Origin of the sequence: Paenibacillus sp. FSL W7-1088, assembly GCF_037969855.1 — a bacterium.
GTDB lineage: Bacteria > Bacillota > Bacilli > Paenibacillales > Paenibacillaceae > Paenibacillus.
In genome coordinates this window covers 2,653,129-2,669,952 of sequence record NZ_CP150216.1, presented here as the reverse complement: position 1 = coordinate 2,669,952, position 16,824 = coordinate 2,653,129, and the positions used below count along the sequence as shown (strand labels likewise).

General features: G+C 46.9%; 16 protein-coding genes. All 16 read right to left on the bottom strand.

Features of this window, described 5'->3' with window-relative positions; genetic code table 11:
• Window positions 1-86: 86 nt before the first annotated feature.
• Window positions 87-317, bottom strand: a complete 231-nt coding sequence (locus MKY42_RS12285; protein WP_090896053.1) for a YlzJ-like family protein — start codon at window positions 315-317, stop codon at window positions 87-89.
• A complete protein-coding gene (locus tag MKY42_RS12280; RefSeq protein ID WP_090902147.1) occupies window positions 314-1,075 on the bottom strand; it encodes an ATP-dependent Clp protease proteolytic subunit in 762 nt (253 codons plus the stop codon). Before MKY42_RS12280 ends, MKY42_RS12285 begins: the two co-directional genes overlap by 4 nt.
• A gap of 226 nt (window positions 1,076-1,301) precedes the next feature.
• On the bottom strand, window positions 1,302-2,981 hold the full coding sequence (locus MKY42_RS12275; protein ID WP_090896050.1) for a ribonuclease J: 1,680 nt from the start codon (window positions 2,979-2,981) through the stop codon (window positions 1,302-1,304).
• A gap of 472 nt (window positions 2,982-3,453) precedes the next feature.
• Entirely contained in the window at window positions 3,454-4,335 is an 882-nt protein-coding gene (gene dapA, locus MKY42_RS12270) for a 4-hydroxy-tetrahydrodipicolinate synthase (protein ID WP_339851323.1), read from the bottom strand.
• Window positions 4,336-4,382: 47 nt separating this feature from the next.
• Complete coding sequence (dapG, locus tag MKY42_RS12265; RefSeq protein ID WP_063566369.1) at window positions 4,383-5,600, bottom strand: aspartate kinase; 1,218 nt, start codon at window positions 5,598-5,600, stop codon at window positions 4,383-4,385.
• A 423-nt stretch (window positions 5,601-6,023) separates the two neighbouring features.
• Window positions 6,024-6,620, bottom strand: coding sequence for a dipicolinate synthase subunit B (locus tag MKY42_RS12260; protein ID WP_109999853.1), 597 nt, complete (start codon window positions 6,618-6,620; stop codon window positions 6,024-6,026).
• Complete coding sequence (gene dpsA, locus MKY42_RS12255; protein WP_179265155.1) at window positions 6,617-7,516, bottom strand: dipicolinate synthase subunit DpsA; 900 nt, start codon at window positions 7,514-7,516, stop codon at window positions 6,617-6,619. Before dpsA ends, MKY42_RS12260 begins: the two co-directional genes overlap by 4 nt.
• A gap of 228 nt (window positions 7,517-7,744) precedes the next feature.
• Window positions 7,745-8,191, bottom strand: a complete 447-nt coding sequence (dut, locus tag MKY42_RS12250) for a dUTP diphosphatase (protein WP_170867769.1) — start codon at window positions 8,189-8,191, stop codon at window positions 7,745-7,747.
• Window positions 8,151-9,434 (bottom strand): pitrilysin family protein, encoded by a 1,284-nt coding sequence (locus MKY42_RS12245; protein WP_090896036.1) that lies wholly within the window; start codon window positions 9,432-9,434, stop codon window positions 8,151-8,153. The genes dut and MKY42_RS12245 overlap by 41 nt, the downstream gene beginning before the upstream one ends.
• A gap of 98 nt (window positions 9,435-9,532) precedes the next feature.
• Entirely contained in the window at window positions 9,533-10,528 is a 996-nt protein-coding gene (locus tag MKY42_RS12240; protein WP_257031450.1) for a polysaccharide deacetylase family protein, read from the bottom strand.
• Window positions 10,529-10,750: 222 nt separating this feature from the next.
• Window positions 10,751-12,853 (bottom strand): polyribonucleotide nucleotidyltransferase, encoded by a 2,103-nt coding sequence (gene pnp / locus MKY42_RS12235; protein ID WP_090896032.1) that lies wholly within the window; start codon window positions 12,851-12,853, stop codon window positions 10,751-10,753.
• A 252-nt stretch (window positions 12,854-13,105) separates the two neighbouring features.
• Window positions 13,106-13,375, bottom strand: coding sequence for a 30S ribosomal protein S15 (rpsO, locus tag MKY42_RS12230; RefSeq protein ID WP_056700672.1), 270 nt, complete (start codon window positions 13,373-13,375; stop codon window positions 13,106-13,108).
• A 158-nt stretch (window positions 13,376-13,533) separates the two neighbouring features.
• Window positions 13,534-14,460, bottom strand: coding sequence for a bifunctional riboflavin kinase/FAD synthetase (locus MKY42_RS12225; protein WP_339852869.1), 927 nt, complete (start codon window positions 14,458-14,460; stop codon window positions 13,534-13,536).
• Between the two features lie 78 nt (window positions 14,461-14,538).
• Window positions 14,539-15,462, bottom strand: coding sequence for a tRNA pseudouridine(55) synthase TruB (gene truB / locus MKY42_RS12220; protein ID WP_090896029.1), 924 nt, complete (start codon window positions 15,460-15,462; stop codon window positions 14,539-14,541).
• Window positions 15,456-16,433, bottom strand: a complete 978-nt coding sequence (locus MKY42_RS12215) for a bifunctional oligoribonuclease/PAP phosphatase NrnA (protein WP_090896026.1) — start codon at window positions 16,431-16,433, stop codon at window positions 15,456-15,458. Before MKY42_RS12215 ends, truB begins: the two co-directional genes overlap by 7 nt.
• A 19-nt stretch (window positions 16,434-16,452) precedes the next feature.
• Window positions 16,453-16,812 carry a 30S ribosome-binding factor RbfA gene (gene rbfA, locus MKY42_RS12210; RefSeq protein ID WP_062326091.1) on the bottom strand — a complete coding sequence of 120 codons (360 nt, stop codon included), beginning with the start codon at window positions 16,810-16,812 and terminating at the stop codon, window positions 16,453-16,455.
• Window positions 16,813-16,824 lie beyond the last annotated feature (12 nt).

Below are 16,824 nucleotides of genomic sequence, written 5' to 3'. Positions count from 1 at the left end.
AGGTCACCCCCAGAAGAATATTATACCATACAAATATAATCCGTACATATGTTCTTTTTCTTCTCAATTTGTCTTATTTCGTCGCGTTATGTTGGTCCCGGGTTACCCGAAAGCGGAACGATCGATCCGGGCATATTGGCTGGATTCAGATAAGCTTCCAAGGGGCATTCAAGCAAACGTACAATGACAGCCTCTTGTTCATTAACAGGTCGGACCTGCATCAATAATCCGTTCACCTTAATCTCCCGGGTGTCTTCTCCCTCATTCCACATCCCTGACCACAGCAGTTCAGGCGGCATCACGGTGTAAAGTGTCATTGGGTGTAACCCCCTGCCTGCAGTGTCTGTCTTTTGTCTCCTATAAGCTGATTCAACTGGGCGATGGCCTGGCCTATCCCGCCTACGGCATCCATTAATCCGTATTTGACCGCATCTGCGCTACCCACAGCTGTTCCAATGTCGCGGTTGAGTTCACCGGTCTTAAACATCAATTCCTTGAACATTTCTTCCGAGATATTGGAGTGCGACGTAACAAATCTTACGACACGTTCCTGCATCTTCTCCATATATTCAAACGTCTGAGGCACGCCTATCACGAGTCCGTTCATACGGATCGGATGAATGGTCATGGTTGCACTACCCGCGATCAGGGAATAGGTTGAAGCAACCGCGATTGGAACCCCAATGCTGTGTCCTCCTCCAATGACGACGGTAACGGTAGGTTTGCTAAGTGAAGCAATCATTTCGGCAATAGCCAAACCCGCCTCCACATCTCCTCCTACCGTGTTTAAAATGATCAAAATGCCTTCAATTCGCTGGTTCTGTTCTGCTGCAACCAGCTGCGGAATGATGTGCTCATACTTTGTTGTTTTATTTTGCGGTGGTAAAATTAAATGCCCTTCCACCTGACCGATAATGGTCATGCAGAAAATGTTTGATTCAGCTGCAGGTGACTGCGTTTGTCCAAATTGCTGAATGGCCTCCGTTACCGGAGACATGGTCTTTTCCTCTTGTGCCGGCACTTCCGGTGCCTCGGTGCCCGGTTGTTCCGATTTGGGTGTTTGCTTGCTTTTCATGTATTCACTCATTCGATTAATCCCCTTCTCCAGAAACATGTAATGTATTTCCTTAGTATGGGGAATGTTCCAGCTGACTTATACCCCATTACCATCAATTTCTCCAGAATCTGGTGTTGGGCCAGAAAACAACAAAAAAAGCCCCTTCTCTACGAGGAACCGTCCAATATTACTCGTAGAGAAGGGGCGACTGTGTGCCTGAATTTATGTTTTTGTTTGATTTATTTTAAACTTCCATAATGATTGGCAAAATCATCGGTCTACGACGAGTTTGCTCATACAAGAAGCGTCCGAGAGCATCTTTAACATTCGTTTTGAGTGAAGCCCATTCGTTAACGTTCTCACTCATCAACTTCTGCAATGTGCTGCTGACGATGCGATTGGCTTCATCAAGCAGTCCTTCCGATTCGCGTACATAGACAAATCCACGAGAGATAATGTCCGGACCGGATACAATTTTGCCATCCTGTTTGCTCAGTGTAACCACGACAACCAGAATACCATCCTGTGACAGCAACTTACGGTCACGCAATACGATGTTACCTACATCGCCTACACCCAAACCGTCGATTAACACGTTACCTGCAGTAACTTTACCTGCCTTGCGTGCTGCTCCGTTTTGAATTTCTACCACTTCACCGATATCCGTAATAAAAATGTTGTCTGGATCAATACCTACAGACTCAGCCAGTACCGCGTGGCGGCGCTGCATACGGAATTCACCGTGAATCGGCAGGAAGTATTTCGGTTTCATCAGGTTAAGCATCAGCTTGAGCTCTTCCTGGCTACCGTGACCGGATACGTGAACGCCACTGTTTGCACCGCTGTAGTGCACATTGGCACCCAAACGGAACAGTTCGTCAATCGTACGGCCTACATATTTCTCATTACCCGGAACTGGTGTTGCCGCGATAATTACTGTATCCCCAGGCAGAATATCTACCTTACGATGAGTGGAACGAGCCATACGTGTCAATGCTGACATTGGCTCGCCTTGGCTACCTGTGCAGAGAATTACTACACGGTCAGCAGCCATTTTGCCTACTTCTTCCGGCTCAATGATCATGCCGTCTGGAATCTCAAGGTAACCCAGTTCAGAAGCAATACCCACCACATTTACCATACTGCGTCCAATAACTGCGACTTTACGTCCAGTTACTTCAGCTGCATTGATAACCTGTTGAATCCGGTGTACGTTGGAAGCAAACGTTGCTACAACAACACGTTGGCTTGCTTTACGGAAGATATCTTCCAGAACGATACCCACATTTTTCTCCGAAGGTGTAAATCCAGGTTTCTCTGCGTTAGTACTATCGGACAAGAGGGCGAGTACGCCATTCGTTCCAATCTGTGCCATACGCTGGAGATCTGCATATTGACCATTGACTGGAGTGTGGTCAAATTTGAAGTCACCTGTATGAACAACAGCGCCTTCCGGTGTTTCGACACATACGCCGACGGAATCCGGAATACTATGGTTAGTAGCGAAGAACGTTGCTTTCAATACAGAGCCGAGTTGGATCTCGGAATCCGCATCAATCAGGATGCGTTTTGTTTCACCCAGCAAATTGGCTTCTTTCAGCTTGTTTTCCACAAGTCCGAGAGTAAGCTTTGTTCCGTAAACGGGAACATTCAAGTGTTTCAGAACATATGGCAGACCACCGATATGATCCTCATGTCCGTGAGTCAAAATAATACCTCTTACTTTGTCACGGTTTTCAGTCAGATAAGAAATGTCAGGAATGACAATGTCAATTCCAAGCATATCTTCTTCCGGGAATTTAAGACCAGCATCTACGACTACAATGTCGTTAGCGTATTGGATGACGTACATATTTTTACCAATCTCGCCTACGCCGCCCAAAGCAAAAATCATCAGTTTATCGTTGTTATTTTTCTTAGACAAATGAATCTAAACCTCCTATGGTAGTTGGACGTCGTACCTTATTATTTTATTGTAAGTTAAGAAAAGCAGTCCATCACACCCATGCCCGTAAATAGGGATGAATGCAAAAGAGCACCTTTATTCACGATATTTGGAAGAAGTTCTTCGAAGTTATTCCCCTTCACCAACAAGATGGATTTTGAAATGATCCTTCTTAGCCGTTCCTTCCTTTTTCACCACAAAGCTACACCGAGAAACGATGTCGCTTTCAATTTCAAAAAAATACCGCACCCAGTCACTTGACATCATTATACATGATTAAAAACAAAAAAAACAAGTCACTCTCTCGTGAACCTCTACGTTTGCCTCCAGTTGTGAAAAGAAACCTAACAATCATCGTCAAAAAAAAGAACCGCCTCCTCTTCAACGAGGAGCGGTTCTTCTGCAATTTCTATGGGTTTATAAAAAATTCACAAACCCGTTTAATAACGTATTATTGATAATTAAACAAGTCACGAATAAAACCTTGCTCATCCTCTGTTGCAGCTATAAGCGGTAGGCGTACAGATCCGACATTCAGACCGCGCAATGTGAGAGCGTATTTCACCGCTACAGGGTTCGGTAAAGGCTGCGGGCACTCGAACAGACCTTTAAACACCGGAAAGAGCTTCTGATGGATCTGAGCCGCCTGTACAGGTGCACCACCGAAGTAGGCATCAATCATTTCTTTCATCTCAGCGCCTACCACATGGCTGGCAACACTAACGATCCCGTAAGCACCTACAGCAATCGCTGGCAAACCAGAAGCATCGTCACCGGAATACACCCTGAAATGTCCCGGTGCACCAGCAGCAATCTGCGTGACTTGCTCCAAAGAAACACATTCCTTCGTAGCAACAATGTTAGGAATCTGTGCCAAACGAAGCGTTGTTGCAGCTGAAAGACTGGCTGCCGTACGTCCAGGAACGTTATACAACATAACTGGCAGTTTCGTCGCGTTCGCAATCGCTTCAAAGTGTCTAAACATTCCCTCTTGACTGGGTTTGTTGTAATAAGGAACAACCAGCAAAACGCCATCTACACCAGCACGTTCAGCGTCCTGAGTCAGATGGATGGAATGAGCGGTGTTATTGCTACCCGTTCCAGCAATGATTTTGCACCGTCCAGCCGCATGTTTTACTGCGAATTCGAATAGCTCTACTTTTTCTTTGTCGCTAAGCGTGGGAGATTCTCCAGTTGTTCCAGAAATAACGAGCGTCTCTGACTTTTGATCTTCAATCAAATAGTCTATTAGACGTGCAGTTTCCTCCCAATGGATCTCCCCTTGTTCGTTAAACGGAGTGACCATTGCTGTAATCAATCTTCCAAAGTCCAATTCGATTCCTCCTTCAAAACAGGCCCGGCTCCGCTGACTTCAAAGTACTACAAGTGAAGTTCGAATGAGGCATGAAGCGCCCTCAGAGCTTGAACCATATCTTCTTTTTTCACAAGTACCCAAATCGTTGTATTGGAATCTGCAGATTGCAGGATCTGAATATCCGCCAGTGTCAAGGATTCCACGATCCGTGCCATAATGCCTGGCACTCCGTTGATCCCTCCGCCGATGACGGAAACTTTGGCACAGCCGGAAAGACTTTGCGGTTTAAGACCAATCTCCTGCAATACCTGAATGGCTTTCTCGGAATCACTATCAAAAACGGTATAGACAACTCCCAGGGGGGTAACATTAATAAAATCGACGCTAATCGAATTTTCAGCCATCGTTTTGAACACTTTCAGCTGCAAGCGATCTGCACCGCCCGGCACTTCTACCGTTATTTGCGTAACATTACTTACATAGGCAATCCCTGTTACATATCGGTCGACAATGCCTGTCTGCACATCCTGGAATCCTTCTGGATGCGTAACAAGCGTCCCTTCACTATCTGCAAAGGTAGACCGGACACGCACTGGAATCTGGGATTGCATGGCAATCTCGACTGCACGAGGGTGAATTACTTTAGCTCCTTGATGGGCCATATTACATATCTCGGCATAACTCACTACAGTCAACGGACGAGCGTCCTCCACGATACGTGGATCTGCTGTCAATATCCCATTTACATCCGTGTATATGTCCACCATCTCAGCGTGTAATGCTGCACCAAGTGCTGTGGCTGACGTATCGCTTCCTCCACGACCAAGCGTTGTAAAGTCACCGTTCTCTGTCTGCCCCTGGAATCCTGTGACAATGACAACACGCCCACTCTGAAGCTGCTCCAGCACACGAACAGGACGGACATCCAAAATTCGGGCATTCCCGAAATTGTCGTCCGTCACAAAACCTGCTTGTGCACCGGTCAGCACTGTAGTTGGAATGCCTTCATGTTCAAGCAGACTGCTCAAAGTCGTCGCAGATATAATTTCACCACAGCACAGCAGTAAATCCTTTTCGCGTGCAGATAGTGCATTTCCGTTCTGTGCAGCCCAGTCCAGTAACGTATCCGTAGCATAAGGCTCGCCGCGGCGGCCCATCGCTGACACAACGATAACCAGACTCAATCCTGCTTCAAGTTCACGTTTAACATGACGGAGCACATGCTCTCTCGCCTGAACGGTAGAGAGAGACGTACCTCCGAATTTCTGTACCATGATGCGCATCTTTATTCCTCCATTTGTGTACGCAAGAAGACTGGACACGGGTCAAATCAACAAATGGATCACCCTAGGGAGCGTTCCGATGCGATAATTTCAGCTATTTATACGGCATTTCATGCCGCTCCTCATCAAAGATTGTTGGAAACAATCCCGGATGAAGGCCGCGGTTGTTATCGAGATCATGACGCACACGTTCCCCGTGCACTGATCCCGCTTGCCTGACTTCATCATTGCAAGCAGGAATTCCCTTTTATGAAAGGAACGTGGACACAGGTAGCTGTTTATGCCAGCATAACGTCCCTCATGATTTTCTTTGTCTCTCGAACCATCTTCATTTCTTCAAGCGTATAACCGTTATCCCCGAAACTAAGTCTGTTCAGAACCCTGTCTGAAAACAAACAGATGTTACGGCGGACCCAATAAACATCAAGCCTGTGCAGAACGCTGCACAATCATTGGCTGCAACTGTTTGCCTTCAAGCGCACTCCAGCATGCCTCCGGAATCAGCTCCATTTTCGCCACTAACGAATTCGGTTTTTTCACCGGATCATCCTGCCCAAATGGCACAAAATACACATATTTGGCCACCAGCAGTTTGGCGATGTTCGCCGCATTCAACCCGAGACCGTCATTGGTGGAAATGGCGAGTACAAGCGGACGCTGATTTCGCATCTGAGCTTTGGCTGCCATTAAAACCGGACTGTCCGTCATCGCGTTAGCCAGCTTGCTCGTCGTGTTCCCTGTGCATGGAGCAATGACGAGCACATCGAGCAGCTTGGAAGGACCTAACGGCTCTGCCTCAACAATTGTAGAAATGATATCATTCCCCGTTATATCTTTCAACTGTTTTTGCCAATTTTGCGCGGTCCCAAAGCGTGTATCCGTAGTCAGAACCGAGTTGGATATAATCGGGACAACATTGGCACCTTCGGCCACGAAGCGGCTAATCACCGGCATAACCTCTTCAAACGTACAATGAGAACCTGTAATTGCGTAACCTACCGTTTTTCCCTGCCAGTTCATTGTTCAACCTCCCGTGCGTTTTGTTCTTCCAAAAGCAAACGGATTAACACGTCGGCAATAATGCCGCCAGCCGTTTTGGGAGCAACAATGCCGGGGAGGCCAGGCGCAAGCAGCGCTTTGATACCGCGCTTTTCGGCATACCTGAAATCACAGCCGCCAGGAGCGGATGCGAGGTCGATAATGACTGCTTTTTGCGGCATTTTGGACAGAATTTGTGCTGTGATTATCATAGTCGGTATCGTATTAAAAAGCAAGTCAACTTCCCCGGTTTGAGCGACCAAATCCGTTGTCATGAAAGGCTTCCAGCCCATTATGGCTGCTCGAGCAGCATCCTCTTCTTGCCTGATTCCCACCCGTACATTTGCCCCAAGTCCCTGAAGCGTTTTGGCCATTGTGAAACCTGTTCGACCCAAGCCAAGCACAATACATTCCGAGCCGTGGATCGTGAAGTCCGTCTCCCGAATCGCCATGGCAATAGCGCCTTCGGCTGTCGGAATGGAGTTGTAGAGCGCGATATCATCACGATCGAGCACTTCAACAAGTCGCAGACCATTTTCCCGGCACAAATCACGTAAAAAAGGCTTCGCCATACCCGTGAACACAATACAATGCTCCGGCAATGCCGAAACATGTTCCTTTTTCAAAAAAAGCGGTGTATCACTGAACGAAGTGCTCACTTTCCCCTGATCATCACACCCGACCACAGGAAGCACCAGCACATCTGCCGAAGCAAGTACATCGTCCTCCAATTCCTGGTGTTCGATACCCGGAATGGAACGCTCCAGCTTGTCGAAGCCCACCACACTTACCGTAGCATCCAGCTCTGCGCACTTTTGAATGACTTCAAGCTGCCGCGCATCTCCGCCCAGGACTATAATCCGGACACCGGTCAGCATCGGGACGTCACTCCTTTCACCACATGTATGCCTTATCGTATGCAGTGGCCCACAGGGGGGTGAAACAATAAAATTGAAGCAGGCAAAGAAACATTGGTTCTATCGTTCAAACAAAAGAAAAAGAGCCTCCCCCGTGGGGACGACTCTTCGAGAACATGCTCAGTAAATTAAACTGTGAAGCTCTTATTGCTGAAGATGCTCCTTATTTACAGTGTAGTTTCAGAACCTTTATTTTCCGGTGTGACCGAATCCGCCTTCTCCACGTACAGTTTCCGACAGTTCAGCGACCTCGGTTAATTCAACTGCTGGAACGGTTTGAAAGACGATTTGGGCAATGCGCTCCCCACGTACAATCGTGAATGGCTCCTGACCCAGATTAATCAAAAGGACCTTAACCTCACCGCGATAATCGGCATCAATGGTACCTGGTGTGTTCAGACAAGTAATTCCGTGTTTGAAAGCCAGACCGCTGCGAGGGCGAACCTGTGCCTCCAATCCAGCGGGCATCGCCATCGCGAGTCCCGTAGGAATCAACGTACGCTGTCCCGGCTGCAATACAACCTCTTCCTGCAATGCCGCAACTACATCAAAGCCGGAGGCCAACTCTGACATTTTTTGAGGCAACTTAATATCTTCATTGCCCGGTAACTTTTGAATTTGAACGTAATGCAACAAAATCATCCCTTCTTAATCCAGCGATGGTACGATCCGAAGCACCGACCATAGCGAGAGCAAATGGCTCAGCAAACATCAGGTCCAGCACAGCATCGACATCGTCCATCGTCACTTCTTCAATTTTGGCAATCATTTCGTCCAGCGTGTGATGTCTGCCCAGCATCAGCTCGTTTTTGCCCAAACGGTTCATCCGGCTTCCCGTACTTTCCAAACTGAGGATCAGACTGCCTTTCAGCTGTTCTTTTCCTTTACGCAGCTCATCTTCAGACAACCCATTTACAGCCAGATCGTGCAGGACCTCTTTGGTCAGATCCAGAACTTCCTTCGTCTGTTTCGGCGCTGTACCTGCATAGATGGTGAAAAGTCCACTATCCGCATGGGAACTATGATACGAATAAACGGAATAAGCAAGGCCACGTTTCTCCCGAATTTCCTGGAACAGTCTGGAGCTCATACCTCCACCAATCGCATTATTCAGCACGACCATCGCGAACTGAAGCGGATCTCCGATCTTACATCCTGGGAACGAGATACAGATATGATTCTGTTCCGTTTTCTTTTTGTGAAAGAGTTGTCCGCTCTGGAATGCAGGCAGCGTGACCTGTTCAGCTACACCGTTGACATCAAAAGCACCAAAATGCTTTTCCATCAAATCGATCACACTGTCATCAATGTTACCTGCAATACTAATAACGGTATTCTCAATCGTGTAGTGCTCCTTCATATATGCACGCAGATGACTGGAGTCCATCGCCTTGAGACGCTCCTCAGTACCTAGAATCGGATAAGCGAGCGGATGCTCGCCATAGGCGGCCAAGGCCATAAGATCATGGACCATGTCATCCGGCGTATCCTCATACATCGATATTTCTTCCAGAATGACATTTTTCTCCTTGAGCAGTTCACCATCATCCATTTTAGAGCGGAAAAACATATCAGACAGCACATCGACAGCTATTGGCAGATGTTCATCCAATACTTTGGCGTAATAACAAGTGTATTCTTTCGAAGTGAACGCATTCACGTTACCACCAATGGCATCGAATTGCTCCGCAATCGCCTTGGCATCATAACGATCCGTTCCCTTGAACAGCATGTGCTCAATAAAATGGGACACGCCGTTGTTTACAGGCTGCTCATTGCGAGAACCTGTCTTGACCCATATTCCAAATGACACGGAACGACAGGTCGGAATCTGTTCCATGACAACTCTGAGGCCATTGCCCAGCTGAATTTTTTTCACGGTTGGCCCTCCTACATCTCTATAATTGCCTGGATTTCAACGTCAAGTTGAAATCGACATTTGGTTCCAACTGTTTGATAGTAACAAAAAAACATCATTCACTCAACCGCTGAACCCTGCACCCGCTCCGATGACAACGTTTCGCTAACGGTTCCAAGCGTCAAACCCTTGGCCCGTATGGAATCAATCATTCCTTTTAAAGCTCCTGAAGAGGCAGCCGTGGGGTGCATCAGAATTAATGTACCGGCTTCTACGTTTTTGGCAATTTTGGCTACAACCGAATCAGAACTTGGTTTGCGCCAATCTACGGTATCCAATGTCCAAAGCACCGTTTGTAGTCCCATGCCGGAAGCAATGTCAACCGTCTGTTGATTAAAATCACCGGAAGGTGGAGCAAACCAGTGGTTCTCTACACCCAGCTTTTCTTTGAGCAGGTCCTGGGTTTTACTGATTTCCAGCTTCGCCCGCTCCTTACTCAACTGACTCATATTCGGATGTGAGTAAGCATGATTTGATAACTCATGTCCACGCTTTTGGATTTCCTTGGCCAGTTCCTCATTTTTGCTCAACCAGCTTCCATCCAGAAAAAAAGTAGCTTTAACTTTTTCGGCATCCAGCGTATCTAGCATCGGGATAATGAATTCATTGCCCCACGCAACATTAATCATGAAAGACACCATTGGTTTCTCTGCATTTCCCCGGTAAATCGGGTGTGCACCCAAATCCTTAAGCTGGATTTCAGGTACAGTCTGCCGATAGACATACGCTATCTTGGTATTCAGCGTTCCACCAAGTGCTTTGCGATACGTAGCTTCCACATCAATCTCTAGTCCGTTATACCCGGGTATTGCTTTCCAGACCCGATCCACTCTGGCATTTACCGGAGCGATTTTCGTTTCGGCCGCTTTATCCCGGATCGCCGACAACAGCTGCTCTTCTCCGGTTGCCTCTTTGAACATATCAAATGCATTTTGCGTGCCTGGTCCATCACGGATTTCCGTAATGTATGTACGTACACTGCCCACTTGTCCGATCAGTATGACAGCTGCCATACCCACCAGAACAGCCGCCAGCTTTTTGGATTGGTTTCCCACAGCTCCATCCTCCCGCCGTCTTTGTCCCCATCATATGAGGACAAGAGCAAGAATATGAATAAAACAAGCTGTTCATGTTAACTATCTTCAAAGCTGGATTCATTGGCTTTATCTGTAGTCAATCCATTATATATACGTATTTAAACGTTAAAAAAAGAGCCAGAAATTCACATTCTGTCTCTTCATTCAATCTATCTTTTCATAAAAAAGTTGGCACGCATTCTATGATTGAGCCGGAGCTTCAGCAGTTAATACGGCTTTGCGGGACAAGTTGATACGGCCTTGAGGGTCAATTTCCGTTACTTTTACCGTAATGGAATCACCAATGGCAACAACATCCTCCACTTTAGCAACACGCTCTGTAGACAATTGTGAGATGTGTACCAGACCTTCTTTGTTCGGCAGCACCTCAACGAAAGCACCAAACTTCTCAACACGTTTTACTTTACCTACATAGATCTCGCCGACCAGTACTTCACGCACAATGCCCTCGATGATTGATTTGGCTTTATCATTCATCTCTTGGTTTGAAGAGGCGATAAAGACACGTCCATCCTGTTCAATATCAATTTTAACACCGGTTTCCTCGATGATTTTGTTGATAATTTTACCACCTGCACCGATAACATCACGGATTTTGTCCGGATTGATATGCATGGTTGTAATTTTAGGCGCATATTGTGACAACTGCTCACGTGGAGTTTTCATCACTTCGGTCATTTTGCTCAAGATGTGCATACGACCTTCTTTGGCTTGAGCCAATGCTTCGGACAAAATTTGACGATCAATACCATCAATTTTGATGTCCATTTGAATAGCTGTTACACCATCAGGTGTTCCTGCTACTTTGAAGTCCATGTCACCGAGGTGATCTTCCATACCTTGAATATCGCTCAGGATGGATACATGATCTCCGTCTTTAATCAGACCCATAGCTACACCAGCTACTGGAGCTTTAATTGGTACACCTGCATCCATCATAGCCAATGTGCTGGCACAGATACTTGCCTGGGAAGTTGAACCGTTCGATTCCAATACTTCGGATACCAGACGAATCGTGTATGGGAAGTCTGTTTCGGAAGGAATTACTTTGGAAAGAGCACGCTCACCCAGAGCACCATGTCCGATTTCGCGACGACCTGGAGCACGCAATGGACGAGCTTCACCTACGCTGAACGGTGGGAAGTTGTAGTGATGCATGAAACGTTTCGTTTCTTCAAGACTGATTCCGTCCAAAATCTGAACATCACCCAGTGCACCAAGAGTACAAACGCTGAGTGCCTGTGTTTGTCCACGAGTGAACAGACCTGAACCGTGAGTACGTGGCAGCAGGGAAGTATCACATTCAATTGGACGGATCTCAGCGAGTCCACGTCCATCCGGACGAACTTTATCATGTGTGATAAGACGACGCACTTCTTCTTTAACGATATCGTGCAGCACTTCTTTCACATCTTTGAGCAGTTCTGGAGTCTCAATATACTTCTCTTCGAAGTGAGCAACGGTTTCGTCATTCACGGCATCGATTGCATCCTGACGCGCATGTTTCTCAGCAATTTTAACCGCTTCAACCAGACGAGCACTGGCGAACTCACGTACACTGCTGTTCACTTCAGCATTAACGGCATGCAATTTCACAGCCATTTTTTCTTTACCAGCCACTTGTACGAGTTGTTCAATGACTGCAACAATGTTCTTGATCTCGTCATGTCCGAACATGATTGCTTCAAGCATGATTTCTTCCGGAACTTCGTTCGCTTCCGCTTCAACCATCATGATGGCATCTTTGGTTCCTGCAACAACCAGTTCAATCTCACTTACCTCAAGCTGTGCAATCGTTGGGTTGATGATGAACTCACCATTAATACGTCCAACTTTCACGCCACCGATTGGTCCGCTAAATGGAACATCCGAAATGCTCAGTGCAGCCGATGTACCGATCATGGCAGCAATTTGCGGTTCGCAGTCCTGATCCACACTCATAACGATATTAAGTACTTGTACATCATTCCGGAAACCTTCCGGGAACAAAGGACGGATTGGACGGTCTGTCAAACGGCTCGAAAGAATTGCTTTCTCACTTGGTCTGCCTTCACGTTTAATAAATCCACCTGGGATTTTACCTACGGCATACAATCTTTCTTCATAGTTTACCGTTAATGGGAAAAAGTCCAGATCTTTAGGCTCACTTGATGCTGTCACGGTACACAATACAACGGTATCCCCGTACGTTACCTTAACGGCAGCATTAGCCTGCTTGGCCAAACGCCCTGTTTCAAGCGTAAGCGTTCTTCCACCAAGCTGCATTTCAACACGCTGTTCCATGAAATCCCTCCTTTTATTCGTTCCTAACACAATGGATTCTGCATTTTCACAGTATTTCCTGCTTGTCCTGTATTCATTAACTCCACAGCAACATGCTCACTTGCAAAACAAAAGCTCCTTGCGGAGCCATCAGCTACAAATATATGGCAACATGTTCATCTACAAAACAACCCGGCTGTAAGCTCCGCTTGTCCTTTTAGACAAAGGAATGACGGATAACAGCCAGGTTGATTTTGAAAACATGTACGATAATTAACGACGCAATCCGAGTTTTTCGATCAGTGCGCTGTAACGTTTAACATCTTTGTTTTTCACGTAAGCCAAAAGCTTACGACGTTGACCTACCATTTTCAAAAGTCCACGACGTGAGTGGTGGTCTTTCTTATGCGTACGCAAGTGGTCTGTCAAACTTCTGATGTTTTCCGTAAGGATAGCAACTTGCACCTCAGGTGATCCAGTATCGGACTCATGAGTTTTGTGCTCGTCGATCAGTTGTTGTTTACGTTCTTGAGTCAATGCCATCCTATTCACCTCCTTCATTATAATCGCCATTAGCCTCGTCACCGCCGGTGAGAGCAAGTAACCAAGCCAAGGTTATTGTTGTCTCAATCGACAACGTAGTACATTATATCATAGTTGCCCAGACAAAGTAAATGTAAACATGTATTTTGTCCTGAGCCTTAGGTTAACAGGCGGGCGGCGGTTAATGCATCTTCACGAATCTGACTGATCAAAGCATCAATAGAGTCAAATTTTCGCTCTGCACGAATGTAGTGAACGAGATCAACCTTTAATTCCTGGTCATATATCTGCCCATCAAAATCAAGCAAGTGCACCTCAAACGTAGGTTTCATCCCGTTTTCGTGAAAGGTAGGTTTCACACCAAGGTTCATAACGCCACGCAGTTCCTGCTCCCCATACTGCACACGAACAGCGTAAACGCCTTTCGCTGGCGTAACATAATGATCCGTAAGTTCAAGGTTAGCGGTAGGAAAACCAATGGTCCGCCCACGTTTCTCTCCATGAATTACAATTCCCCTGATGCTGTAAGGTCGGCCGAGCCATTGGCTGGCTTCGTCCATATCTCCACGTTTCAATAGGCCACGAATGAGAGAACTGCTTACCTTCTCACCATTTAACAGGAATGGAGGTACAGTTTCCACCGTCATTTCGCCTTCTCCCAATGTGCGAAGAAGCTGCTCATCCCCTGCTCCCTTGTGACCGAAGCGGAAGTCAAAACCAACGACCGCTGTTCGAGTCTGAAGCGGAAGCAGCAGATCATGTGCAAACTGCTGCGGCGTCAATTTTGAGAACTCCTCATTGAATTCAACCACATAAAGTACGTCTACACCCATCCCTGCCAGGATGTCTTCTTTATCTCTCAAGGGAGTTAGATAACCCTCGTAATCCCCTTTGCGCATAACTTCCTTCGGATGAGGATGAAAGGTCATCACCGCTGCCTGCATGCCCGTTTCGCGTGCAATGCGGACAGCTGACAAAATGACACTTGCATGTCCGAGATGCAGCCCGTCAAATTGACCGATCGCAAGCACTTGGGGATGTGTGCCCTGAACAGCCGATTGTAACGTCTGCGGATAGGTTAGCATTACGGTTTTCACAATCATTCACCTGCATTTCACTTGATAGGCCAGGCTTGAGTACCACCACTCAAACCAGGAACCTCTTTATTCCGGTAAAAAGACTTTAACAGCTCTCACCGTTGCTTTCAATTCATCCCGCTCAAATATCCCCAGAAACGTTCCATCCTGATCATATAACCGCAGTAGACCAGGTTGCTCTGCAGGCGGTTCGAGCAAACGCGCCGACAATTTCTGGCCCTGAAGTGCTCCTTTGGCTTGATCCGCACCCACCGTATGTGCCGGAATGGACGAAATGGCTTCATCAACCGGAATCAACACTTCGGCTAATGTTCCATCAGTCATACGTTGTTCCACTTCTTCAAAATGAAGGCAATGATCAGCAGAAATCCCTGCCGATATCGTGCGCTCCAGGTGTAGCATAGTAGACGGATATCCCAATTTTTTGCCGATATCCACGCATAACGTTCGAATATATGTCCCTTTGGAACATAAAGCGCGGAACGATATATCCGTAGTGTCGCCTTGATTTTCAATTCCTGTCAATTCGAGCTCATAGATCGTAACTTCACGGCTCTTGCGCTCTACCGTCTTGCCTTCACGAGCAAGCTCGTAGAGGCGTTTCCCATCCACTTTGACCGCAGAATACATAGGCGGAACCTGGGAGATAGTGCCTACGAATTGCTCAAGCACCTGCTGAACCTGTTCCTCTGTCACTTCAACGGCCTTCTCCGACCGCTCAATAACCTCACCCGTCATATCCTCCGTGTCTGTAGACAGACCCAGACGTAGCGTTGCCAGGTATTCCTTGGGAAGCTCCTGCATGTACTCCACCACACGGGTTGCCCGTCCAAGACAGAGCGGAAGTACGCCAGTAACTTGCGGGTCCAATGTACCGGTATGACCAATACGTTTCATTTTGAGAATGCGACGCATTTTGGCCACAACATCATGAGAAGTAAATCCCGCTGGTTTGTACACCGGAAGTATACCTTCGAATGGTTTTACCATTGAGTATTCACCTGCTTCAGCACGAGTGTGACGATATCTTCCAACTTGCCTTCTACGCGACATCCAGCTGCGAGAACATGTCCGCCTCCACCAAAGTTCTGTGCAAGCGCGGCCACATCAACCTTGCCAGCAGACCGAAGAGATACTTTCACCGCATTGTCATTGATCACTTTAAAAAAGATGCCCACTTCCACACCTTGAATGTTACGCGGGTAATTGACTACCCCTTCAAGATCTTCATTGGCTGCTCCACAAGCGATCATATCTTCTGGTGTAATGACTACCCAAGCAATCCTGCCATCGTCAGTCATTTGCAGACTTGAAAGTGCCTGATTCAATATACGGACTTGGGGAAGAGTAACCTGTTCAAGCAAAATCTGTGCAAGATAAGGTCCGTCCACACCATGTTCAAGCAATTTGGATGCGGTGGTCATCACATTAGGACTCGTATTGGCATAGCGGAATCCACCTGTGTCTGTTAGCAACCCCGTATAGACTGCTGTAGCCACATCCTTATTCCATTTCACTGGGAAAAGGTTGAGGAAATCAAATAGAATTTCAGCTGTTGCTGCGGCATCTGGCTTAATGATGTTTACTGTACCATACGCGTCATTGGTTGGATGATGATCAATATTTAAAATGACAGCATCTTCTGCGAAATAATGTCGAGTCAGGCCTACTCTGGAAAAGTCTGCACAATCCACACAGATTATCGCTTTATATTTCCGTTCCGGTGGTTGTTCGGTCATGTTCACAATCTTGCCAGCTTCCCACAAAAAATTCATGCGCTGTGGAATTTCACCTTCATTAATCATCGTGAATGTCTTGCCCAGACATGACAGCAGCCAGCCCACCGTTACCGTCGAGCTGACTGCGTCACCGTCCGGCTGTACATGCGACACGACCAGGTAATCATCATGCTCCAGCAGAAATTGCTTTCCGTCCTGAAGCGCCTGTTCATAAGTGTGCATTGCCGTCTCCTTTATGCTGTTACTCGGATTCGTTCTTGTCGGTACCGATATCACCAAGCAGCTTCTCAATTCGGCTGCCATATGCAATAGATTCGTCAATCTTGAATATCAACTCGGGAACATGTCGAAAACGGATACGCTTGCCCAGTTCCGAACGCAAAAATCCATTTGCTTTTGCCAACGCTTTAAGCGAGTTATCCTTTTGTTCCTGTTCACCGAAGACACTCAGATAAACCTTGGCTTGCGACAAGTCGCCTGTAACTTCGACTCCCGTTACGGTAATAAAGCCGATACGAGGATCTTTCAGTTCAGACTGGATGAGCAGACTTAATTCTTTCTTAATCTGCTCGCCCACTCTACCTGTACGAATCTTAGCCATTGTTGTTCACCT

Excerpts from the sequence above, each read along its gene's own strand:
- dpsA (WP_179265155.1), bottom strand. The coding sequence starts at position 7,516 with ATGCTGACCGGTGTCCGGATTATAGTCCTGGGCGGAGATGCGCGGCAG.
- truB (WP_090896029.1), bottom strand. The coding sequence starts at position 15,462 with ATGGTAAAACCATTCGAAGGTATACTTCCGGTGTACAAACCAGCGGGA.
- MKY42_RS12260 (WP_109999853.1), bottom strand. The coding sequence starts at position 6,620 with ATGAACTGGCAGGGAAAAACGGTAGGTTACGCAATTACAGGTTCTCAT.
- MKY42_RS12280 (WP_090902147.1), bottom strand. The coding sequence starts at position 1,075 with ATGAAAAGCAAGCAAACACCCAAATCGGAACAACCGGGCACCGAGGCA.
- MKY42_RS12215 (WP_090896026.1), bottom strand. The coding sequence starts at position 16,433 with ATGCACACTTATGAACAGGCGCTTCAGGACGGAAAGCAATTTCTGCTG.
- rpsO (WP_056700672.1), bottom strand. The coding sequence starts at position 13,375 with ATGGCATTGACTCAAGAACGTAAACAACAACTGATCGACGAGCACAAA.
- MKY42_RS12225 (WP_339852869.1), bottom strand. The coding sequence starts at position 14,460 with ATGCTAACCTATCCGCAGACGTTACAATCGGCTGTTCAGGGCACACAT.
- rbfA (WP_062326091.1), bottom strand. The coding sequence starts at position 16,812 with ATGGCTAAGATTCGTACAGGTAGAGTGGGCGAGCAGATTAAGAAAGAA.
- MKY42_RS12285 (WP_090896053.1), bottom strand. The coding sequence starts at position 317 with ATGACACTTTACACCGTGATGCCGCCTGAACTGCTGTGGTCAGGGATG.
- pnp (WP_090896032.1), bottom strand. The coding sequence starts at position 12,853 with ATGGAACAGCGTGTTGAAATGCAGCTTGGTGGAAGAACGCTTACGCTT.
- dapG (WP_063566369.1), bottom strand. The coding sequence starts at position 5,600 with ATGCGCATCATGGTACAGAAATTCGGAGGTACGTCTCTCTCTACCGTT.